Source organism: Streptomyces sp. NPDC006624 (genome assembly GCF_040611555.1).
Lineage (GTDB): Bacteria > Actinomycetota > Actinomycetes > Streptomycetales > Streptomycetaceae > Streptomyces.
Genome location: NZ_JBEXOM010000005.1, coordinates 442,271 through 464,062 on the forward strand (window position 1 = coordinate 442,271; position 21,792 = coordinate 464,062).

The 21,792-nt window shown below is 74.2% G+C and carries 18 protein-coding genes and 2 pseudogenes; 5 read left to right on the forward strand and 15 right to left on the reverse strand.

Annotated features, from left to right (window positions below; genetic code table 11):
- Positions 1-14 precede the first annotated feature (14 nt).
- A pseudogene (locus tag ABZY20_RS12745) lies at positions 15-395 on the reverse strand (MFS transporter); the annotation flags it as partial.
- Positions 396-583: 188 nt separating this feature from the next.
- Here ABZY20_RS12745 and ABZY20_RS12750 point away from each other — a divergent pair.
- Complete coding sequence (locus ABZY20_RS12750; RefSeq protein ID WP_356440629.1) at positions 584-2,641, forward strand: phosphocholine-specific phospholipase C; 2,058 nt, start codon at positions 584-586, stop codon at positions 2,639-2,641.
- Here the strand turns inward: ABZY20_RS12750 and ABZY20_RS12755 are convergent.
- On the reverse strand, positions 2,625-3,572 hold the full coding sequence (locus tag ABZY20_RS12755; RefSeq protein WP_356440632.1) for a hypothetical protein: 948 nt from the start codon (positions 3,570-3,572) through the stop codon (positions 2,625-2,627). The genes ABZY20_RS12750 and ABZY20_RS12755 overlap by 17 nt on opposite strands.
- Positions 3,569-4,381, reverse strand: a complete 813-nt coding sequence (locus ABZY20_RS12760) for a phosphatase PAP2 family protein (protein ID WP_356440634.1) — start codon at positions 4,379-4,381, stop codon at positions 3,569-3,571. The genes ABZY20_RS12755 and ABZY20_RS12760 overlap by 4 nt, the downstream gene beginning before the upstream one ends.
- Before the next feature lie 182 nt (positions 4,382-4,563).
- Here ABZY20_RS12760 and ABZY20_RS12765 point away from each other — a divergent pair, with 182 nt between their 5' ends.
- On the forward strand, positions 4,564-5,172 hold the full coding sequence (locus ABZY20_RS12765; RefSeq protein WP_356440636.1) for a TetR/AcrR family transcriptional regulator C-terminal ligand-binding domain-containing protein: 609 nt from the start codon (positions 4,564-4,566) through the stop codon (positions 5,170-5,172).
- A gap of 150 nt (positions 5,173-5,322) precedes the next feature.
- Here the strand turns inward: ABZY20_RS12765 and ABZY20_RS12770 are convergent, their stop codons facing one another.
- Positions 5,323-6,306: a hypothetical protein gene (locus tag ABZY20_RS12770; RefSeq protein ID WP_356440750.1), complete on the reverse strand. Its 984-nt coding sequence runs from the start codon at positions 6,304-6,306 to the stop codon at positions 5,323-5,325.
- A gap of 309 nt (positions 6,307-6,615) precedes the next feature.
- Positions 6,616-7,179, reverse strand: a pseudogene (locus ABZY20_RS12775) (hypothetical protein); the annotation flags it as partial.
- Between the two features lie 36 nt (positions 7,180-7,215).
- Here ABZY20_RS12775 and ABZY20_RS12780 point away from each other — a divergent pair.
- The gene (locus tag ABZY20_RS12780; RefSeq protein ID WP_356440637.1) at positions 7,216-9,900 is read left to right on the forward strand and encodes an AAA family ATPase; all 2,685 of its coding nucleotides are present in this window, start codon (positions 7,216-7,218) and stop codon (positions 9,898-9,900) included.
- Between the two features lie 67 nt (positions 9,901-9,967).
- Here ABZY20_RS12780 and pcaD read toward each other — a convergent pair whose 3' ends face one another.
- From pcaD to ABZY20_RS12815, 7 genes are all read right to left on the reverse strand, one after another.
- Positions 9,968-11,089, reverse strand: coding sequence for a 3-oxoadipate enol-lactonase (gene pcaD, locus ABZY20_RS12785; protein ID WP_356440639.1), 1,122 nt, complete (start codon positions 11,087-11,089; stop codon positions 9,968-9,970).
- Positions 11,086-12,378: a 3-carboxy-cis,cis-muconate cycloisomerase gene (gene pcaB / locus ABZY20_RS12790; RefSeq protein ID WP_356440641.1), complete on the reverse strand. Its 1,293-nt coding sequence runs from the start codon at positions 12,376-12,378 to the stop codon at positions 11,086-11,088. The genes pcaD and pcaB overlap by 4 nt, the downstream gene beginning before the upstream one ends.
- Complete coding sequence (gene pcaG / locus ABZY20_RS12795; protein ID WP_356440644.1) at positions 12,375-12,980, reverse strand: protocatechuate 3,4-dioxygenase subunit alpha; 606 nt, start codon at positions 12,978-12,980, stop codon at positions 12,375-12,377. Before pcaG ends, pcaB begins: the two co-directional genes overlap by 4 nt.
- A 6-nt stretch (positions 12,981-12,986) precedes the next feature.
- Positions 12,987-13,760, reverse strand: coding sequence for a protocatechuate 3,4-dioxygenase subunit beta (pcaH, locus tag ABZY20_RS12800; protein WP_356440645.1), 774 nt, complete (start codon positions 13,758-13,760; stop codon positions 12,987-12,989).
- 89 nt (positions 13,761-13,849) lie between these two features.
- Positions 13,850-15,052 (reverse strand): thiolase family protein, encoded by a 1,203-nt coding sequence (locus ABZY20_RS12805; protein ID WP_356440647.1) that lies wholly within the window; start codon positions 15,050-15,052, stop codon positions 13,850-13,852.
- Positions 15,049-15,693: a CoA transferase subunit B gene (locus tag ABZY20_RS12810; RefSeq protein ID WP_356440649.1), complete on the reverse strand. Its 645-nt coding sequence runs from the start codon at positions 15,691-15,693 to the stop codon at positions 15,049-15,051. Before ABZY20_RS12810 ends, ABZY20_RS12805 begins: the two co-directional genes overlap by 4 nt.
- Positions 15,693-16,448, reverse strand: coding sequence for a CoA transferase subunit A (locus ABZY20_RS12815; protein WP_356440651.1), 756 nt, complete (start codon positions 16,446-16,448; stop codon positions 15,693-15,695). Before ABZY20_RS12815 ends, ABZY20_RS12810 begins: the two co-directional genes overlap by 1 nt.
- 207 nt (positions 16,449-16,655) lie before the next feature.
- On the opposite strand from ABZY20_RS12815, the gene ABZY20_RS12820 reads away from it, so the two are divergent.
- Positions 16,656-17,120, forward strand: a complete 465-nt coding sequence (locus ABZY20_RS12820; protein ID WP_356440653.1) for a MarR family transcriptional regulator — start codon at positions 16,656-16,658, stop codon at positions 17,118-17,120.
- A gap of 95 nt (positions 17,121-17,215) precedes the next feature.
- On the opposite strand, the gene ABZY20_RS12825 is transcribed toward ABZY20_RS12820, so the two are convergent.
- A complete protein-coding gene (locus tag ABZY20_RS12825; RefSeq protein WP_356440655.1) occupies positions 17,216-18,196 on the reverse strand; it encodes a DUF3048 domain-containing protein in 981 nt (326 codons plus the stop codon).
- A 196-nt stretch (positions 18,197-18,392) separates the two neighbouring features.
- Here ABZY20_RS12825 and ABZY20_RS12830 point away from each other — a divergent pair, with 196 nt between their 5' ends.
- Positions 18,393-19,583 (forward strand): zinc-dependent alcohol dehydrogenase, encoded by a 1,191-nt coding sequence (locus ABZY20_RS12830; RefSeq protein WP_356440657.1) that lies wholly within the window; start codon positions 18,393-18,395, stop codon positions 19,581-19,583.
- Here the strand turns inward: ABZY20_RS12830 and ABZY20_RS12835 are convergent.
- Positions 19,561-20,577 carry a hypothetical protein gene (locus ABZY20_RS12835; protein WP_356440660.1) on the reverse strand — a complete coding sequence of 339 codons (1,017 nt, stop codon included), beginning with the start codon at positions 20,575-20,577 and terminating at the stop codon, positions 19,561-19,563. The genes ABZY20_RS12830 and ABZY20_RS12835 overlap by 23 nt on opposite strands.
- 122 nt (positions 20,578-20,699) lie before the next feature.
- Positions 20,700-21,764 (reverse strand): ATP-dependent DNA ligase, encoded by a 1,065-nt coding sequence (locus tag ABZY20_RS12840; protein ID WP_356440663.1) that lies wholly within the window; start codon positions 21,762-21,764, stop codon positions 20,700-20,702.
- Positions 21,765-21,792 lie beyond the last annotated feature (28 nt).

Here is a 21,792-nt window from a genome sequence, read left to right on the forward strand (position 1 = left end):
TACACCACCGACGACTGGAAACTGGAGAACACCCCGCGCCGGCCGGGCGCCGCCGACTCGACCAGGAGGGTCGTCGAGGCCGCGAACTCACCTCCCACCGACAGGCCCTGCAGCAGCCGGGCGAGCACGAGGAGCACCGGTGCCGACATGCCCGCGGTCGCGTACGTGGGGGTCAGCCCGACCGGCAGGCCGCTGCCGCCCATCAGCAGGATGGTGACCGTCAGCGCGGTCCGCCGCCCGTGCCGGTCCGCCACCGCGCCCATCAGCAGCCCGCCCCCCGGACGCAAGAAGAAGCCCACCGCGAACACCGCGAACGCCGACAGCGGCGGCACCAGCGAGCCGTCCGCGCTCGCCGGGAAGACCTGCTCGGCGACGGCCGTTTTGTCGGCGAGGAAGCCGTCTGCGTCTTTCTCACGCCCGCACCCTCCCCCTGGAACGCCTCGGCACACCTCGCGTACCGGCGACTTTCACACGAGGGTCACCGGCCCCTTCCTTGCCGTTTGGTGTCCCTGAAACACTCCTTCCGCGCAGCTTCCGTCACGCTCCGGCCGTCCCGCACCTCAGGATGAGAGGTCTGTCCTTCATGTCCGACGTCAACCGGCGCCGCTTCCTCCAACTCGCGGGCGCCACCACGGCGTTCAGCGCGCTGTCCGCCAGCATCCAGCGCGCGGCCGCGCTCCCGGCCAACCACCGCACCGGGTCGATCGAGGACGTCGAGCACATCGTCGTCCTCATGCAGGAGAACCGTTCCTTCGACCACTACTTCGGCACCCTGAGGGGCGTCCGCGGCTTCGGCGACCCCCGTCCGGTCACCCTCGGCAACGGCAAACCGGTCTGGCACCAGGAGAAGGAAGGCCGGGAGATCCTGCCGTTCCACCCGGACGCCGACGACCTCGGCATGCAGTTCCTGGAGGGCCTGCCGCACTCCTGGCCCGACGGCCAGCAGGCCTACAACGGCGGCGCGTACGACAAGTGGGTGCCCGCCAAGGGCACCACGACCATGGCGTACCTGACCCGCGAGGACATCCCCTTCCACTACGCCCTCGCCGACGCCTTCACCGTCTGCGACGCCTACCACTGCTCGTTCATCGGCTCCACCGACCCCAACCGCTACTACATGTGGTCCGGGTACACCGGCAACGACGGCACCGGCGGCGGCCCCGTCCTGGACAACGCCGAACTCGGCTACGGCTGGACGACCTACCCCGAGCGCCTGGAGCAGGCCGGCATCTCGTGGAAGATCTACCAGGACATCGGCGACGGCCTCGACGCGGCCGGTTCCTGGGGCTGGATCGAGGACGCCTACCGCGGCAACTACGGCGACAACTCGCTGCTGTACTTCGACAAGTACCGCAACGCCCAGCCGGGCGACCCCTGGTACGACAAGGCCCGCACCGGCACCGACGTCAAGAACGGCGACGGCTACTTCGACCGGCTCAGGGCCGACGTCAAGGCAGGCGAGCTGCCCCGGATCTCCTGGATCGCCGCCCCCGAGGCCTTCTCCGAGCACTCCAACTGGCCCTCGAACTACGGCGCCTGGTACATCGCCCAGGTCCTCGACGCCCTCACCTCCAACCCCGAGGTCTGGTCGAAGACGGCCCTGTTCATCACCTACGACGAGAACGACGGCTTCTTCGACCACGTCGTGCCGCCGCTGCCGCCGAAGGACGCCTCCCGCGGTCTGTCCACCGTCGACGTCGCGCCCGACCTCTTCCCGGGCGGCGGCGGGAAGACGGCCGGCCCCTACGGACTCGGCCCCCGGGTGCCGATGCTGGTCGTCTCGCCCTGGAGCAAGGGCGGTTACGTCTGCTCCGAGACCCTCGACCACACCTCCATCCTGCGGTTCATGGAGCGCCGCTTCGGCGTGCGCGAGACGAACATCTCGCCCTGGCGCCGGGCGATCTGCGGGGACCTGACGGCCGCCTTCGACTTCTCCCGCAAGGACACGCGCCCGGCCCCGCTGCCCGGCACCGACGCCTACGAGCCGCAGGACCGCGAACGCCACCCCGACTACCGGCCGGCCCCGCCCGCCGACCCGCGCATGCCCCGCCAGGAGCCCGGCCTGCGCCGCTCCCGCCCGCTGAAGTACGCCCCGCACGTCGACGCCTCGGTCGACGCGGCGGCCGGCAGGCTCACGCTCGTCTTCGCCTCCGGGCCGAAGGCGGGCGCCGCCTTCCACGTCACCTCGGGCAACCGCACAGACGGCCCCTGGACGTACACCACGGAGGCCGGCAAGACGCTCTCCGACACCTGGAACTCGGCGTACTCCGCGGGGTCGTACGACCTGACGGTGCACGGACCGAACGGCTTCGTGCGCTTCTTCAAGGGCTCCAACAGGACGCCCGGCTGCGAGGTCACCGCACGCCACACCGGCGACGACATCGAGCTGACCTTCACCAACCAGGGCTCCCGCAGCGCCCGTCTGAAGATCTCCGACGGCTACGGCGGACGGCCCGCGAGGGTCACCGTGCGCCCGGGCGCGACCGTGCGCCGGACCGTGGACCTGGCCGCGAGCCACCGCTGGTACGACCTGACCGTGACCGCCGAGGACGACGCGGCGTTCCTGCGGCGGTTCGCGGGCCATGTCGAGAACGGCAGGCCGGGGGTGAGTGACCCGGCCCTCATCACCGGCCGGCCGTAGTGAGCTGCCCCGGATCGTGCGGCCGGGGCACCCAGACCGGTTCGGCCGCCGCCGGGCCGGTCTCCAGGGCCAGGACGGCGGCCACCGGACGGCCGTCGTCCGCCGGGACCCTCGCGGGCTGCGGCCTGCTCAGCAGTACCACGCCCCAGGCCGCGAGACCCGCACCCGCGAGCGCCAGCGGGACGCCCGCCGGACCGCCCTGCAGGCGTTCGCCCAGCAGCGACAGGCCGACCACCGCGGCCGCCAGCGGGTTGGCCAGCGTCACCACCGCCAGCGGCCCGCCGAGACCGCCCCGGTACGCCGTCTGCGACAACAGCAGCCCGCCGGCCGCGAAGGCCGCCACGAGCAGCGCCACACCGGCGACCTGGACGCTCAGCAGCGGACCCGAGCGGTCCGTCGCCGCCACCGTCACCGTCTGTGTGAGGGCCGAGGCGACCCCCGAGGCGACACCCGACGCGGTCGCGTGCCGCAGCCCCGGCCGGGCGCCCGGCCGGGACAGCACTCCGATGACGGCGGCGGTGGCACCGGCGACCGCCAGCGCCTCCGGCACGCTCAGCACCCCGTCCGGCGCCGGGCCGGACGCCGTGACCAGGATCGCGCCGAGGCCGAGCAGCGTCAGCGCGGTGCCCTTCCACTCGACCGCGCTCACCCGCCGGCCCGCCAGCCGCGCCCCCAGGGGCACCGCCGCGACCAGGGTGAGCGCGCCGAGCGGCTGGACCAGGGTCAGCGGCCCGTACTTCAGTGCCACCACGTGCAGCAGCGCGGCCGCCGCGTTCAGCCCGACCGACCACCACCAGGCGCCGCTCGACAGCAGCCGCAGCGCACCCGGGCCGGGGGAGCGGGCCGCCAGCCGCTCCTGCGCGACCGCCGCTGCCGCGTAGGCGACGGCGGAGACCAACGACAGGGCGACGGCGACCGCCCCGGCGCTCATCGGCCCGCCCCCGCCAGGGACCCCGCGTCCCGCGGAGCGGGTAGCGGACCCACCGGGCCCGGTTGCGTGCGGCTCCCGGCGGTCGCCGTGCGGCGCGGCGGGCGGATCACGGCGAGCGCGACGGCGAGCAGGGCCGCCGCCACGATCGCGTCCAGCCAGAGGTGGTTCGCCGTGCCGACGATCACCAGCAGCGTCAGCAGCGGATGCGCCAGCCACAGCGGGCGCCACCGCGAACGCGTGGCGGCGATCAGCCCGATCGCCACCATCAGCGCCCAGCCGAAGTGCAGCGACGGCATCGCCGCGAACTGGTTCGACAGGGAGTCCGTCGCGGGACTGCCGTAGACGGAGGGCCCGTGCACCCGCGCCGTGTCCACCAGGCCGGTCGCGGCGAGCATGCGCGGCGGGGCGAGGGGAAACAGCAGGTGCAGCACCAGGGCGGCGGCGGTGACCGCGGCCAGGACCCGGCGGGCCCAGACGTAGTGCGCGGGGCGGCGCAGATAGAGCCAGATCAGGAAGGCGGCGGTGGCGGGGAAGTGCACCGCGGCGTAGTAGGTGTTGGCGAGGTGCACCGGTCCGTCGCCGTGCAGCAGCAGGGACTGCACCGCGCCCTCGCCGGGCAGCCCGACGGCTCGTTCGAGGTCCCACACGCGGTGCGCGTGCCGGAAGGCGTCACCGGTGTGGCCGGTGGCCAGCCGCCGGCCGGCCTTGTAGGCCAGGAAGAACCCCGCGACGAGCAGGAGTTCCCGGACGAGCGGTGGTCGCGCTGTCGCGTCGGACCCCGCCGGCGCAGGCTCGGTACGGGCATTCATCCCCCGGCCCCTTCGATGACGAGTGGTGCTGCTATCGGTACGGGAGCGTACCGATACGTCAGTGTACCGATACGCACGCGTACCGGTACGGGCGCGTACCGGTACACTGGCGTATCGATGGACGAACGGCACACCGCCGGCCGGGCAGGGCCCGGCCGCCCGACGAACGCCAGGAGCACCGCATGACGTCGCAGGCTGCGGACCGGCCCGAGCCGGCCGGTACCTCGCGCCGCTCCAAGATCACGCCGGAGCGTGAGCAGGAGTTCTTCGACGCCGTGCTGGACCAGCTCCGCGCGTGCGGCTACGACGCGCTCACCATGGAGGGGATCGCCGCCAGCACCCGCTGCAGCAAGTCCACGCTCTACCGGCAGTGGAAGACCAAGCCCCAGTTCGTGGCGGCCGCGCTGCGCTCGCACCGGCGCACGCGCTGCATCGACACCGGATCGCTCGCCGGCGACCTGCGCGAGGCGGCCCGGGCGGCGGGCGACCTGTCGGGCCGGGACACCCAGCTCCTGCACGCGCTCACCCACGCCGCCGGCCAGGACCCCGAACTGCAGCGCGCGCTGCGCGAGGCGGTGGTGGAACCGGAGATCGCCGCGCTGAAGGAGATCATCCGGCGCGGCGTCGAGCGGGGAGAGGTGCCCGCCGGCCATCCGGCGCTGGAGTACATCCCGGCCCAGATCCTGGGCGTGCTGCGGCTGCGGCCCGTGCTGGAGGGCCGGCCCGCCGATCCGGACTACCTGGTGCGGTTCGTGGAGGCCGCCGTGCTCCCGGCACTGGGCCTTAAATGAGACCCGGGCCGCCGTCCGCGGGATGACCGGCGGCGACCCGACCGCGCCGACCCGTGGGGACGGGGGCGGCGCGCACCCCCCGGCCGGGTGGGGTGCCCCTGTGAGCGGCGGGGGCGCCCCACCCGGCCGATCGCCGTGCGGTGCGCGGGGTCAGACGTCCTGGCCGTTGCCGCCGCCCGTGGACACCTTGATGCCCTCGGTGATGTCGTCGAGCACGGACTCGTCCTGGCCGGCGTCGACACCGAACCGGACGACCACCATCTGCCGGGAGTTGGCGGGGGAGGGGAACGCGAGCGACTCCACGATGCCGTCGGCGCCCTTGCTCGTGACGGCCTTCCAGCGCACCATGAAGCCCTTCTGCCCGGCGACGGTCACGGCCCTGGACGCCAGTACGTCATGCGAGGTGATCCCGCCGTAGGACTTGCCGCCGTAGGACTCCTCGGCGTTGGCCGCGATGTCCGCCTTCGCGATCTCCTCGGGGGTGTCGCCCCGGGTGCCGAGGGCGAGCGCCGGGGCGGAGTAGGCGCCGCCCTCGGTGCAGGTCGAGGAGGTGTCGCCGGGGCACTTGTAGGACTCGTCGGACATCACCTGCGCGCCGGCGGTGATCTGCTGGCCGTACCAGCCCTTCGGGACCGGCAGGCTGATGCCGTTCACGGTGTCGGTCACGGAGCCGCTGCGTATCTTCGGGGGCTCGGACCGGTCGGGCTGCGGACTCTGACCGCCGTCTCCGCCGGATCCGCCGTTGCCCCCGGGCCCGCCGAACGGCCCGCCCTGGCCCCCGGGCGCGCCCGGCCCCTGAGAGGTGGCCGAGCCCCCTCCGCCGCCGTTGTCGGTCAGCGCGTAGACCCCGACCCCGACGCACGAGAGAACCACGACGGCCACGGCGACGGCGATACCGGTCCGCAGACCTCGGCCCCGGCCGGGCTGGGGGGCGGTGGGGTAGCCGGGGTAGCCGGCGTGGGCGGGGTAGGCGGGGTAGGCGGTCGGATGCGCGGCGCCAGTGGGGTGTCCGGGGCCGGACGGATACCCGGGAGCCGCTGGCGCTCCCGGCTGGGGTGCGGCGGCGGGATGGGCGGCGGATGCCGACTCCGGGGCCGGCGCCGCGGTGTCGGCCCCGGACCGGGCCGGGGCCACGCCGGGCGCAGAGTCACTCCCCGCTGCCGGGGCCGGCCCGGGTGCGGAATTTTCCCCCGGCGCCCAGTCAGCCCTGGGCGCGGAGTTCCCCTCCGGTGCCGGTGCCGGTGCCGACCCCGACGCGGAATCGCCCACCGGTGCCGCGTCCGCCCGGGGTGCGGAGCCCTCCGGTGCCGAGCCCGCCCCCGGCACGGAGTTCCCCTCCGGGGCCGGGTGCTCCTGGGCCGGGGCCGGAGCCGAGGGCGCTCCGGCCGGAGGGCTCCAGGCCGCCGGCGGCTGCTTGGGGCGGACGCGGTCCGTCCACGCCCTGCCGTCCCACCAGCGTTCCGTGGCGGGCCCGTCGCTCTGCTGGCCGGGGTCCGGGTACCACCCCTGAGGTGTCTCCTGCGTCATGCCCCCACCGTATGAGGCGTCGGTGAAAGAGACATGAGAGGGCCGGAACCGACTGTTCCAGCCCTGGCGCCGCATGCCGGGCGCCCACCGCACCGAAGCGGCTGAAAAGCGTCGTTTCGGCAGGGGCGCACAAGCACGCCGGGGCATGACGGCGCGCACGCGCGCACGAGCGCCTCGGCCGCGGTCGCGCTCCGGCGCGGGGCCGCCGCGGTGATCGTCGCGGAGGTGACCGTGGCCCCCCGGCCCGCACGGGCCGGCGGATTCGCCCGCCGGCACCGCGACTGCGCCCGGCGGCCGTGCCGCCGAGCGGCCGCATGAGCGGTGAGTGAGCGTCACATACCTTTCCTTTGCGCGGTGTTGACCGAAAGGAGGCTGGTGAGGGGTTGGGAGCGTCGTCCGGCCGTACCCCGTGTCACCCGTCACGGCAAGAGGTGCCGCGAGCATCCTCCACTGAGGCAATCGGAGGGCTACGCTCGACATCTGTACGTCGTTCGGGCGACTTGGGGAGGTAGCGGGATGACGCAGGTACGGCCCACGGCCGCCGCCTCGGCTTCCCTGTGGGAGCGCGACGCGGAAGTGGCCGCCGTCACAAGGGCGGTCGACGGTCTGTGCGCGGACCGCTCCTCGACCGGTGGACTGCTCGTCTTCCGCGGCGAGTCCGGGCTCGGCAAGACCGCGCTGCTGGCCGAAACCCGACGCATCGCCGAGGCACGCGGCTGCACGGTCTGGTCGGCGCGCGGCGGCGAGACCCTCAGGTCCGTCCCCTTCAACGTGGTACGGCAACTGCTGCAGCCGGCCCTGGTGTCGATGCTGCCGGAGGAGGCCCGGGAGTACCTCGGCGACTGGTACGACATCGCCGGCCCCGCCCTCGGCATAGCGGACCCCGGAGACCGGCAGGCCGACCCGCAGGGCGTGTGCGACGGTCTGGTCGCCGCGGTGCGCCGGCTCTCCCGCCGCGACTGGCCGCTGGTGCTGCTCATCGACGACGCCCACTGGGCCGACCAGGAGACCCTGCGCTGGCTCGCCGCACTCGCCGAGCGGCTGGACGAGATGTCCGTCCTCGTCGTCGTCACGCGCCGCCCGGAGGACGCCCCCGGCGCCGGCGCCCGCCACCTCGACGCCGTCACCACCGCCGCCAACGGCCCCGTCACCACCCTCAGCGCCCTCACCCCGGACGCCACGGCCGGACTCACCCGCGCCACCCTCGGCCGGCACGCCGACGCCGCGTTCTGCCGCGAGGTCTGGGCCGTCACCGCAGGCAACCCCTACGAGACCGTCGAGCTCCTCGCCAAGGTCCAGGACAGCGAACTGGAACCGGTCGAGGCCCGGGCCGGGGAACTGCGCGAACTGAACCGCTCCGCCCGCGGCGGCGGCCTCGTCGCCCGCCTGGAAGAACTCGGCATCGACGCCACCCGGTTCGCCTGGGCGGCCGCCATCCTCGGCACCGGCATCTCGACCGACCTGGTCGCCAAGCTCGCCACCCTCAAGCCCGAGGACGCCCGCCGCTGCGCCGAACTGCTGCGCACCGCCCGCATCCTCACCGCGCCCGACCCCACGGCCGGCCGCACCGCCGACGGCGACCTGGAGTTCGTCCACCCGCTGATCGCCACCGCCGTCTACAACTCCATCCCCGAGGCCCTGCGCACCGCCATGCACGGCATCGCCGCCCGCATCGTCACCGACGAGGGGCACGGCGCCGCCGTCGCCGCCCGCCACCTCCTCGAAGTCCACCCGGACGACGACGAGGAACTCGTCGGGCAGCTGCGCGAGGCGGCCCGCGAGCATCTCGCCGTCGGCGCCCCGGACGCCGCCCGCCGCTGCCTGGAACGCGCCCTGAAGGAACCGCCCCGGCCCGAATCGCACCCCCAGGTGCTCTTCGAACTGGCCGAGGCCACCTTCCTCACCGCGCCCTCCCGCACCATCGGCCATCTGCGCAGCGCGCTCGGCATGCCCGGCCTCGACGGCGACCAGCGGGTGGACGCCGTCTTCCGGCTCTCCCAGGCGCTGCTGCACAACGACCAGCTGGACGAGGCCGTCCGCACCGTCGAGGCGGAGGCGGCCCGGCTCCGGCCCGGGCCCGCCCGGATGCGGCTGCAGGCCGTGCGTTTCATGTGGGAGGGCCTGCACGCGGGCGAGGCCACCTCGCCCGACCGCTCCCGGCGGCTCGCCGAACTGGCCGGCACCTGCACGGGCCGCGACAACTCCGAGCGCGCCCTGCTGATCCTGCGCGGCTTCGACGCCCTGATGAACGGCGAGAACGCCGAGGAGGTCGCCGAGCTGTGCGACCGCGCCCTCGTCAACGGCCGCCTGGCGCCCGGCCTCGGCTGGACCGACACCGAGTGGGGCATCGAACTGCTGCTGATGCTCGCCAACGCGTATGCCTTCAGCGACCGCCTCGACCGCGCCGAGACCCTGTACAACGAAGCCCTGCGCGCCTACGAGACGGCCGGCTGGAGCGGCGGCCACCTGGCCCTGGCCCACGCCTACGTCGGCATCGGCCACCGCAGGCGCGGCCGGCTGAGGGAGGCGGAGGAGTCCCTGCGCGAGTCCCTGCGCCTCGCCGAGCGCGTCGGCCGCGGTCTGCCGCTGTACTGGTCCGCGACCTGCAGCCTCGTCGACACCCTGCTCGCCCGCGGCCGCGTGCAGGAGGCCTGGGAGGTCGCCGAGCGGCACGGCTTCGCCCCGCCCTACCCGTCCACCATCGTCCTGCCCGATCCGCGGTCGGTGCGGGGCCGGCTGCTGCTGGCCGTCGGCCGGACCAAGGACGGCATCAACGAACTGGAGGCCGCGGAGAAGGCGGCGGCCGCCCGCGGCCACCACAACCCGGTGCTCGTGCCCTGGGCGATCGACCTCTCCCGCGCCCTCAGCACGGAGGACCCGGCCCGGGCCGCCCGGCTCGCCGTCGACGTCCGCCGCCAGGCCGAGCGCTTCGGCACGGACACCGCCATAGGCGAGGCCCTGCGCTGTGCCGCGGCCCTGGAGACGGGCCAGCGCGCGGTCCGGCTGTACGCCAGGGCCGTGACCTACCTGGAGGCCTCGCCCTGCCAGTACGAGCACGCGGCGGCCCGCATCGAGTACGGCATCGCCGCACGCTCCGCGACGGACCTCGAACGCGGCCTCGACCTGGCCGTCTCCTGCGGCGCCGACGGTCTGGCGGAGCGGGCCCTGGCCGCCCTGGGGAGCGGAGTCGGAGGGGCGTAGCCCGACCGCGCGCAGGAGCGGGACCGGCTCGCACGCGCCGTACGGGCCGACCTCTCGGGCCGCGGGTTCACCCGGCGGCGGAGTCCTCCTCGGCCAGCACCCGCTGGGCCGTGGCGAACGCCGAGTTCGCCGCCGGCACCCCGCAGTAGACCGCCGTCTGCAGCAGCACCGCGCCGATCTCCTCGGGGGTGAGCCCGTTGCGGCGGGCCGCCCGGACGTGCATGGCCAGCTCGTCGTAGTGGCCGTGCGCGACCAGCGCGGTCAGGGTGATCATGCTGCGCTCGCGGCGGGACAGGGTGGGATCGGTCCAGATCTCGCCCCACGCGTAGCGGGAGATGAAGTCCTGGAAGCGGGCGGTGAAGGGTGTCTGCCGGGCCTGCGCCCGGTCGACGTGCGTGTCGCCGAGCACCTCGCGGCGCACCTCCATCCCCCGCCCGGCCGGCGCGCCGAGGTGCGAGCGCAGCGCGGCCAGCACCGCCTCCGGGCGCTGCGCGGGTGCCAGATGCGAGGCACCGGGGAGTTCGACGAGCGTCGCGTCCGGTACCGCGTCGGCGATCTCCCGCAGATGAGCGGGCGGCGTCGCCGGGTCCTCACGCCCGGCCACCAGCAGCGTCGGCACACCGATCTCCGGCAGCCGGTCCCTCAGATCGAACGCGGCGAGCGCGTCGCAGCAGGCGGCGTACGCGCCGGGATCGGCGTCCCGGTGGTCCCGCACCAGCCGCGGCACGGTGAACCCGGACGTGAACCAGCGCGCGTCCGCGCCGTCCGCCAGCCCGGCCAGGCCCTCCCGCCGCACCAGCGCGGCCCGTTCCCGCCAGGGCCCGGCCCCGTTGAAGTGCGCCGAGGAGCAGACGGCGGCGAGCGACGCAAGCCGCTCGGGACGGTGCACCGCGAGATGCAGCCCCACGGCCCCGCCCAGGGAGACGCCCGCGTAGGCGAACCGCTCGATGCCGAGGGAGTCGGCGAGGGCCAGGACGAGATCGGCGAGGTCACCGACCGTCGCGCCCGCCTCGATGAGACCGGGCGCCGAACCGCCGTGCCCCGGCAGGTCCCAGCGCACCACCCGATGGGTGATCGACAGCTCGGGCGCCACCTTGTCCCACAGGGCGTACGACGTGCCGAGCGAGGGGCCCAGCAGCAGCGGGGGAGCGGTGGCGGGTCCTTCGGCGTGGTGGTGGAGAAGCTTCAACGTCGCTCCAGTGCGCGATCGACGAGGGCTCCGGCGGAGCCGGTGTAGTGGGTGGGGTCGAGGTCGGCGCCCGCCAGTTCCGGTGCCTCGGCGAGCGGGCGCCCTTCGGCGGCAAGCCGGGTGAGCAGTTCCTTGGCGCGGGCGCGGCCCAGCACCGGGGCGAGTTCGGCGGACAGCCGCTCGGAGATGATCGACCCGCCGGTCAGATCGAGGTGTTCGCGCATGGCGCCGGGCCGGACGCGCAGTGCGCCGGTGAGTTCGACGGCGTCCCGGGCAGCCCCGCCGGTCAGCCGCAGCAGATCCCTGAGCGGCTCCCACTCCGCGTGCCAGGCCCCGGCCGGCCGTTCGTCCCCGGCCGCCATCGACCCGTAGAGCGTCGCCGCGAGCTGGGGGGCGCGCCGCGCGGCGGACGCGATGAGCGTGGAGCGTACGGGGTTGGACTTGTGCGGCATGGCGGAGGAACTCCCGCCGCTGCCCTCCGCGACCTCGGCGATCTCCGTGCGCGACAGGGTGAGGACGTCCTCGGCGATCTTGCCGAGCGCGCCCGCCGTGAAGGCGAGGCACCCGGCGAGGTCCGCGACGGGCGTGCGCAGGGTGTGCCAGGGCACATCGGGCGCCCGCAGGCCCAGTTCGCGGGCGTACGCCCCCGGCAGCGCGGCCGGATCGCCCGCGCCGTACGCCCCGAAGGCGGCCAGGGTCCCCGCGGCGCCGCCGAGTTGGGCGGGCAGCGACTCCCGCACGGTCCGCACCCGGTCCCGCGCGTCCAGCACCAGCGCCCGCCAGCCGGCCGCCTTCAGCCCGAACGTCGTCGGCACGGCGTGCTGGGTCAGCGTCCGCCCCGGCATCGGGGTGTCGCGGTGCTCGGCGGCCGTCCGGGCCAGGATCCCGGCGGTGCGCACGAGGTCGGCGAGGACCAGGTCGAGGGTGCGGGCGGCGACCAGCATCGCCGCGGTGTCCAGGATGTCCTGGCTGGTCGCGCCCCGGTGGACGTACGGGCCGAACTCCTCGCCGACGGCCCGTGTCAGGTCCGCGACCAGGGGGATGACGGGGTTGCCGCCCGCGCGGGCCCGCTCGGCGAGGGAGCGCATGTCGAAGCCGCCGCCGGCCGCCTCGGCGACCGCCGTCGCCGCCTCGTCCGGGGCGAGCCCCAGCGCCGCCTGGGCCCGGGTCAGCGCGGCCTCCGCGTCGAGCAGGGCCCGCAGATACGCCGCGTCGCTCGTGGCGGACGCGGCCGCCGAGCCGGCCCACCCGGGGGCGAGCAGACCGGTGTCACCCAGGCCGGATGTCACTGGAACTCCAGGAAGACCGTCTCGCCTTCGCCCTGAAGACGGATGTCGAAACGGTACGTGCCGCCCGCCTCCCGCGTGGCGATCAGCGTGCCGCGGCGCGCCCGGTCCACCGCGGACAGCAGCGGGTCGGCGGCCAGCGCCGCCTCGTCGCCGGGCAGGTAGATCCGGGTGTACAGGTGCACGAGCAGCCCCCGCGCGAACACGCACACGCTGACGTACGGGGCGCTGCGCCCGCGCGCGCCGGGCCGCAGCGTCCGCACGTACCAGTGGCCGTCGGCGTCGGTCTGGATCCGGCCCCAGCCGGTGAACTCCACGCCGTTGCGCCCGAGGAAGCCGCCCGAGGCCGGGTCGCGCCGCATGGAGCCGTCGGCGGTCGGCAGGTTGCCCTCCGGGTCCGGGCCCCACAGTTCGATCAGCGCGTCGGGCAGCGGCTCGCCCGCGCCGTCGGTGACGTACCCGTGCACGGTGATCGTGTCCGGGTGCCCGGCGGGCGCGATGTCCTCACCGCCGCGGAACGGCAGGGCGTGGCCGTAGAACGGTCCGACGGTGTGCGAGGGGGTGGGCAGCACGCTCTCGGGGCGGCTGGTGTCGATCTTCGTCATGGCAGGTCAGCGCCCTTCCTCGATCCAGGTGGCCCGCGGGCCGTCCAGCACGATGTCCCAGTGGTAGCCCAGGGAGAACTCCGGCACCGACAGGCTGTGGTCGTAGGTCGCGACCAGCCGCTGCCGGGCGGCGTCGTCCGTCACCGACTGGATGATCGGGTCGTAGGGGAACAGCGGGTCGTTCGGGAAGTACATCTGCGTCACGAGCCGCTGGGTGAACGCCGTGCCGAACAGGGAGAAGTGGATGTGCGCCGGCCGCCAGGCGTTGAGGTGCTGGCGCCACGGGTAGGGGCCGGGCTGGACGGTGGTGAAGCGGTAGCGGCCCTGGTCGTCGGTGAGGGTGCGGCCCACGCCCGTGAAGTTGGGGTCGAGCGGGGCGTCGTGCTGCTCGCGTCGGTGGGCGTAGCGGCCCGCCGAGTTGGCCTGCCAGATCTCCACGAGCTGTCCGCGCACCGGGCGCCCGTCCCGGTCGAGGACCCGGCCGGAGACGGTGATGCGCTCACCGATCGGCTCGCCGGTGTGCTGCCGGGTGAGGTCGTTGTCGATCTCGGTGATGTCCCGCTCCCCGAAGGCCGGGGAGGACAGCTCCACCAGCTCGGGGTCCCTGCCGGTGTCGATGGTGACGAGCGGCTGCTTCGGGTGCCGGAGCACCGAGGACCGGTACGGGGCGTAGTCGCGCCGCGGCTGGTGCTCCACGGGCCCGCCGCCGGCGAGCCGCTTGTCGTAGGCGGCGCGCTCGGCCGCGATTTCCTGATCGATGTCGTGCTGCGTGAGAGTCATGGGGGTCCCTGAAGGTTCTTGCGGTTGTCGTCGAGGGGGCGCGGGGACTTGCGGACCGGCCACCGGAGGGCCCGCGGCCGCTGCGTGGCTCAGCGTTCCAGGACGAGGGCGAGTCCTTGCCCCACCCCGATGCACAGCGTGGCGACCCCGACTCCGCCGCCCCGCCGGGCCAGTTGATGAGCGACCGTGCCGGCGAGCCGCGCCCCGGACGCGCCCAGCGGATGGCCGAGCGCGATCGCACCGCCCTGCGGATTGAGGATCGCGGGGTCGAACTCGGGCCACTCGGCCACACAGCCCAGCACCTGCGCCGCGAACGCCTCGTTCAGTTCCAGCACGGACAGGTCGCCGAACCCCCGGCCCGCCTTGGCGAGCGCCCGGTTGACGGCCTCGACGGGGGCCAGCCCGAAGTAGTGCGGGTCGGTCGCGGACACGCCCGTCGCCCGGACCCGGGCGAGCGGCTCGCGTCCGGTGGCCCTCAGCCCTTCCTCGTCGACGAGGAGCAGCGCCGCCGCACCGTCGTTGAGCGGTGAGGCGTTGCCCGCCGTGACCGTGCCGCCCTCCGTGCGGAACGACGGCTTCAGCCGGGCCATCGCCGCGAGTGAGGCGTCGGGCCGGACGCACTCGTCCGCGTCGAAGAGCACCGGATCGCCCTTGCGCCGCGGCACGGCCACGGGTGCCAGCTCCGCGTCGAACAGCCCGGCCCGCCGCGCCCGCGTGGCCTTCTCGTGGCTGCGCAGCGCGAACTCGTCCTGCTGCTCCCGGCCGATGCGGTGCTTGTCCGCGATCAGTTCCGCCGACTCGCCCAGCGGGATCGTCCACTGCGGATCCATCCGCGGGTTGACCATCCGCCAGCCGAGGGTCGTGGAGTACAGCTCCGTGTGCCCGGCCGGGAAGGGCCGGTCGCTCTTCGGCAGGACGTAGGGCGCGCGGGTCATCGACTCGACTCCGCCGGCCAGCGCGATCGAGGCGTCGCCGGCCGCGATCGCACGGGCCGCCTGGACCACGGCCTCCAGACCGGACGCGCACAGCCGGTTGACCGTCACGCCCGGCACCGAGGTGGGCAGCCCCGCGAGCAGCGCGGCCATCCGGCCGACGTTGCGGTTCTCCTCACCGGCCCCGTTGGCGTTGCCGAAGTACACGTCCTCGATCCGGGCCGGGTCCAACGCCGGTGTCCGGGCGAGGAGTTCGCGGATCGCGTGGGCGGCCAGGTCGTCCGGGCGCACGCCCGCGAGCCCGCCGCCGTAGCGGCCGAACGGCGTGCGGACCGCGTCGACGAGGTAGACGTCCTTCACCGCGCCACCTCCGGCACGGTCACTTCGGCGCCGGTCCTCGCCGCGATCTCGCCGGGGCTCACGCCCGGCGCGCACTCGACCAGGACGAGCCCGTCGCCGGTGACGTCGAGGACGCCGAGGTCGGTGATGATCCGGTTCACGCACCCCTTGCCGGTCAGCGGCAGGGCGCACTCCCTGAGGATCTTCGGGGAGCCGTCCTTGGCGGTGTGCGTCATGACGACCACGACCGTACGGGCGCCGTGCACCAGGTCCATCGCCCCGCCGATGCCGGTGATCAGCTTGCCGGGGACCGCCCAGTTGGCCAGGTCGCCCCGCTCGGAGACCTGCATGGCGCCGAGCACGGCGACGTCGATGTGCCCGCCCCGGATCATCGAGAAGGACAGCGCCGAGTCGAAGAAGGACGCGCCAGGCAGGACCGTCACCGTCTCCTTCCCGGCGTTGATGAGGTCCGGGTCGACGGTGTCCTCGGTGGGGTAGGGGCCGGTGCCCAGGATGCCGTTCTCGGACTCCAGGACGACCTCGACGCCTTCCGGGAGGTGGTTGGGGATCAGCGTGGGCAGGCCGATGCCGAGGTTGACGTACTGGCCGTCCCGCAGCTCCCGGGCCGCCCGCGCGGCCATCTCCTCGCGACTCCAGGCCATCAGGACCTCACCGTCCGCTGCTCGATCTTCTTGTCCGCCGCCTGCTCCGGGGTGAGCGCGAGCACCCGCTGGACGAAGACGCCGGGCAGGTGCACCGCGTCCGGGTCGATCGCGCCCGGCTCCACCAGCTCCTCCACCTCGGCGATCGTGACCCGGCCGGCCATCGCGGCCAGCGGGTTGAAGTTCCGGGCGGACTTGTTGAAGACCAGGTTGCCGTGCCGGTCGCCCTTCGCGGCCCGGACCAGGGCGAAGTCGGTGCGGATGCCCCGCTCCAGCACGTACTGCGTGCCGTCGAACTCCCGGACCTCCTTCGGCGGCGAGGCGAGCGCGACACCGCCCTGCCCGTCGTAGCGCCACGGCAGCCCGCCCTCGGCGACCTGCGTGCCCACCCCGGCCGGGGTGTAGAAGGCCGGGATGCCGGCCCCGCCGGCCCGCAGCCGCTCGGCGAGCGTGCCCTGCGGGATCAGCTCGACCTCCAGCTCCCCGGCCAGGTACTGCCGGGCGAACTCCTTGTTGGCGCCGATGTAGGACCCGGTCACCCGGGCGATCCGGCCCGCGGCGAGCAGGACCGCCAGGCCCGACTCCATCGCCCCGCAGTTGTTGGAGACCACCGAGAGACCGGACACCCGGCGCTCGTACAACGCCTGGATCAGCGCGTTCGGCACCCCGCTCAGCCCGAAACCGCCCACGGCGAGGGACGCGCCGTCCGGCACGTCGGCCACCGCCTCCCGGGCCGTGGCGACCACCTTGTCCATCCGAGAAGCCCCATCTCTTCCGAGCGACCCGACCGAAATTAGTCAGGGCACTGAGTATTTCTGCGAGCTGTCCCTCACGCTGCCATCGGGACAGGGGAGCGTCAAGGCCTGGTTCTGTCTGCGCATAGTTCTCCGCAGGGGCGGCAGACGGCCGGGAGCCGGTCGACTATTGTTCAGTGCACCGACGAAATCGACCGAGGGGTGCACATGGCCGCGGCGGACCTCACGACCCATCCCGGGCACCTGGCCCGGCGGCTCCAGCAGGCGCACTACCTGCTGTGGAACACGATGGTGTCCGAGGAGATCACCTCGCCCCAGTTCGCGGTCCTCAACACCCTCGTCGCCGAACCGGGCCTGGACCAGCGCACGGTGGGGGAGCGGGTGGGGCTCGACCGGTCCACGATCGCCGAGGTGGTCACCCGGCTCAGCAGGCGCGGGCTGCTGCACAAGGTCCGCGACCCGCAGGACGGCCGCCGCTCGCTGCTGCGCCTCACGGACGAGGGAGTGCGCACGCACCGCAAGCTGACCGTGCGCACCGCCCGGATGAACCAGGTGTTCCTCGCCCCGCTGACCGCCGGCGAACGCACCGTCTTCTTCGACCTCATCCGGCGGGTGGCGGACGCGGCGGAGGGACTGCGCCACCCCGAGGAGCCGATGGCGGCGCCCCGCTGACCGGAACGGCCGACGCGCCACCCAGGCCGGGCCACGCCTGACCGGAACCTCCGGCCACCCCGGCCGGGCCACCTCCCGCACGGGGGTGCCGCCGCTCAGGACGCCTTCGCGTACACCACCCACACCTGGCCCTCGGCGAAGTTCACCGGCGTGCCGTCGCCCGTGGTGAACTCCGTGCCGTCCTCGGCGTTCTCGCGCTTCCAGTCGACGTCCCAGGCCCGGCCGTCGCGCAGCACCTTCGCCTTGCCCGAGCCGACCGTCTCGGTGTACGGGGTGTTGTTGCCCAGGAAGTCGCGGAACGCGGACTCGCGCACCTTCACGTACTGCACGACGACCGTCGCGGGCGCCACCGGCTTGCCGCCGGCCGTGGTCGCGCCGGTGCCGTCCAGGCCGACCAGCCAGCCGTCGCGGGAGTCCGACCAGGTGAAGGTGAAGCGCGCCGCCGGGTAGCGCACGGTCTGCCTGTCCGTCGCCGTGCCGCCCGCGGGGGCGGAGCCGTAGCGGAAGCCCGTGGTCAGGGCCGCCTCGCCGGGGGCCTTGGGGGTGATCCGCTCGGGCCGCAGGTACAGGTTGTGCGGCGCGGGCCGGCCGCTGTCGCGGAAGAAGGCGTCGGGGGAGTTCGTGGGCGTCCGCGCCGTCAGCGGCGCCTTGTCGATCAGGGGCAGGAGCTTCCCCTGCGCTCCGGAGAAGGCGAGCGTGGGCCGGTCGAACTGGCGCAGCAGCTCCAGGTCCGACTCGCGGGCGCTGCGCACCGGGCCGATCGTCTCCGGCAGCCGCGTCGCGTACACCGCCATCAGCCGGCTCAGTCCGCCCTCGACCTGCTCCGCGTACACCACGTCGGCGGCGTCGAGCCCGGTGTGCGGGCGGGCCCGCGCGGCGTTGTCGATCTTGACGGCCAGGACGGACGGCCCGCCGGCGGCGGACTCCCGCTCCTGCGGCGAGCCCCGGCCGTCGTCGGGCGTGCCGCCCCCGTTCGTGCAGCCCGCGAGGGCGGCCGCCGTCACGGCGGCCAGCAGCGCTGCCGTCGTCGCCGCGCGCCGTCTGCGCGTTTCTCGTTCCTTGCCCACTGTCGCCACCGCGCCTGCGCCCCTGTCCTCGATTTTTCCAGATTGTGCTCTTATCTGAACAGCGGCAGCTCTCTGTGACTGATCTTGACGGGATTGTGTCCCGCCCGTGTCCGTCGATCGGCGCAAAGGTTCAGCGCGGGGCGCTCGGGTACCCGGGCCCTCGCCGACCGGACGTGGCGCACGCCGACGGAAGGAGCGCTGGACGATGAAGGCAGTGACCTGGCAGGGCAAGCGGGACGTGCGGGTGGAGGACGTTCCCGATCCGAGGATCCAGGAACCGACGGACGCGGTCATCCGCATCACCTCCACCGGGCTGTGCGGCTCCGACCTGCACCTCTACGAGGTGCTCACGCCGTTCATGACTCCGGGGGACATCCTCGGCCATGAACCCATGGGCATCGTGGAGGAGGTCGGCGCGGGCGTCCCGGACCTCCAGGTCGGGGACCGGGTGGTGGTGCCGTTCCAGATCGCGTGCGGCAACTGCTGGATGTGCCTGACCGGCCTGCCCACCCAGTGCGAGACCACCCAGGTCCACGGCGAGGGCATGGGCGCCGCGCTGTTCGGCTACACCCGCCTGTACGGCTCGGTGCCGGGCGCCCAGGCCGAGTACCTGCGGGTCCCGCAGGCGCAGTTCGGCCCGATCAAGGTGCCCGAGGGCCCGCCCGACGACCGGTTCGTGTACCTCTCCGACGTGCTGCCCACCGCCTGGCAGGCCGTCGCCTACGCCGGCGTCCCGCAGGGCGGCAGCGTCGCCGTGCTCGGACTCGGCCCCATCGGCGACATGGCCTGCCGCGTCGCGCAGGTGCAGGGCGCGGGGCGGGTGTTCGGCGTCGACCTGGTCCCGGAGCGGCTGCGCCGGGCGAAGGCGCGGGGCGTGGAGACGTACGACCTGCGCTCCTTCGACAGCGAGAAGGAGCTCGTCGCCGCGATCCAGGACCAGACCGACGGCCGCGGCCCCGACGCCGTGATCGACGCGGTGGGCACCGAGGCCCACGGCAGCGCCGCCGCGCGCCTGGTGCAGAACGCCTCGGCGTTGCTGCCCCGCAAGATCAGCGGCCCGATCGCCGAGCGCTTCAGCGTCGACCGGCTCGCCGCGCTGTACACCGCCATCGACCTGGTCCGCCGCGGCGGCACCATCTCGCTCTCCGGCGTCTACGGCGGCATGGCCGACCCGATCCCGCTGCTCACGCTGTTCGACAAGCAGATCCAGCTGCGGATGGGCCAGGCCAACGTCCGCCGCTGGAGCGACGAGATCATCCCGTACCTGACCGACGAGGACCCGCTCGGCGTCGAGGACTTCGCCACGCACCGGGTGCCGCTGTCGGAGGCGCCGCACGCGTACGAGATGTTCCAGCGCAAGGAGGACGGCGCGGTCAAGGTGCTGATGCAGCCCTGACCCCGCCCGCCGCCTCCTCCTCGCGGGCCCGCAGGTCCGCGTGGAGCCGGGCGGACAGCGCGCACACCGGCGGCAGGACCACCGGGGGCAGCAGGAGCAGGCCCACCGCCGTGGGCAGGATCCTCACCAGCACCCCGGTGATCCACACGTTGCCGTCGCTGAGCCACAGCATGCCCAGCCCGCCGACGTGGGCCAGGGGAGCGGCCGCGAACCGGCCCAGCGCGACGACGCCCACGGCGACCGCCGCGGCCGGCGTGCCCAGACCGAGGACACGCCACCGCGCACGGCGCGTCAGCACCCACGAGCGGTGCAGCGCCGACAGCGGGGAACGCTGCTCCAGCACCGCCTCGGCGGTGGCCACCGAGAGGCGGGAGTACAGCAGCGGGCCCAGACACCCGAGGGCGACCGGCAGCACCCAGCCCACCAGCGCGTACCGCGGACTCGCGGTCCCGTGCAGCGGGGTGGGCTCGACACCGGGCACCTCGCCGCTCTCGGCAAGACCCCACAGCACCGGACCCGTCAGGCCCACGGCGCCCACGGCCAGCCCGGTCAGAGCGTTGACCGCGAGGGCCGCCGGAAGGCCCCGGCGGGTGCGCCGCCACACCTCGCCGGTGGTCAGCGGTCCGCCGCCGCGCCGGACATGGGCGTCGACGACGGCGTGCGCGGTGTGCAGCACGGAGACGACGACCAGGGCCAGGGCGAGCAGCAGCAGCGCCACCACGGCCCCGGCCCGCAGCAACGGGGGCATCCCGCCGTCGGCGTACGCCACGTAGGAGTCCTCGTCGGCGATGTTGGTGTCCGCGTAGGCCCGGACGCCCTCGAAGGTGTCCCACGTCGCCGCGAACCCGGCGGCCACGATGCCGCAGCCGAGCACCGCCGTCAGCACGGACACGCGCAGCACGAGACCGGCCAGCGCACGGCCGGCGCTCCCCGCCCCGCCGAACACCCCACCGCCCGCTGTCCGGCCGGCCGACCGCTCCCCCTTGCATGGCATACCCCGGCGCACCTCCGGCCGACTCCGCAGTGACGCCGGTCAAGACGTCGTAGGGGGCGCGTGGGGTTCCCGGGGGCCGGGGGACTGCGCCGGTGTCCCGCAGCGGCCGGCATGCCCCGGCGCTAGGCGCCGAGGATCTCCGCCAGGTCGTAGCGGACCGGCTCCTCCAGTTGCGCGTACGTGCAGCTCTCGGGGGTCCGGTCCGGGCGCCAGCGGCGGAAGCGGGCGGTGTGCCGGAAGCGCTGCCCGTTCTCCATGTGGTCGTACGCCACCTCGGCCACCCGCTCCGGCCGGAGCGGCACCCAGGACAGGTCCTTCCGGCCCGACCAGCGGCTCGGCGCCCCGGGCAGCCGTGCCGTCTCGTGCGCGGCCTCGTCGGACCAGGCCGCCCAGGGATGCCCCTGGACGTCGTCCATACGCAGCGGCTCCAGTTCCTGCACCAGTTCGGCGCGCCGCTTCATCGTGAACGCGGCGGACACCCCGACGTGCTGCAGCGCCCCCCGGTCGTCGTACAGGCCGAGCAGCAGCGAGCCCACCACCGGGCCGCTCTTGTGCAGCCGGTACCCGGCGACCACGACGTCCGCCGTCCGCTCGTGCTTGATCTTGAACATGGCCCGTTCGTCCGGGCGGTAGCGTCCGGTGGGCGGCTTGGCGATCACGCCGTCCAGACCAGCGCCCTCGTACTGCTCGAACCACTGCCGTGCCACCTCGATGTCCGTGGTCGCCGGCGCGAGGTGCACCGGAGCCGTCACCCCGGACAGCGCCCCGGTCAGCCGCTCGCGCCGTTCGGTCAGCGGGGCGTCCATCAGGGACTCGTCGCCGAGCGCCAGCAGGTCGAACGCGACGAACGAGGCCGGGGTCCGCTCGGCCAGGGTCCGCACCCGGGAGTCCGCCGGATGGATCCGCTCCGTCAGCGCGTCGAAGTCCAGGTGCCCCTCCCGCGCGATCACGATCTCCCCGTCCACCACGCACCGCTCGGGCAGCCGCTCCCGCACCGCCGTCACGAGCTCGGGGAAGTACCTGGTCAGCGGCTTGCCGGTGCGGCTTCCCAGCTCGACCTCGGCGCCGTCGCGGAACACGATCGCCCGGAACCCGTCCCACTTCGCCTCGTAGTGCATGCCCGCGGGGATCGCCGCCACGGACTTGGCGAGCATCGGCAGGACAGGGGGCATCACCGGCAGATCCATGGCTCGATTCTGCTCCGGTATGACCTGC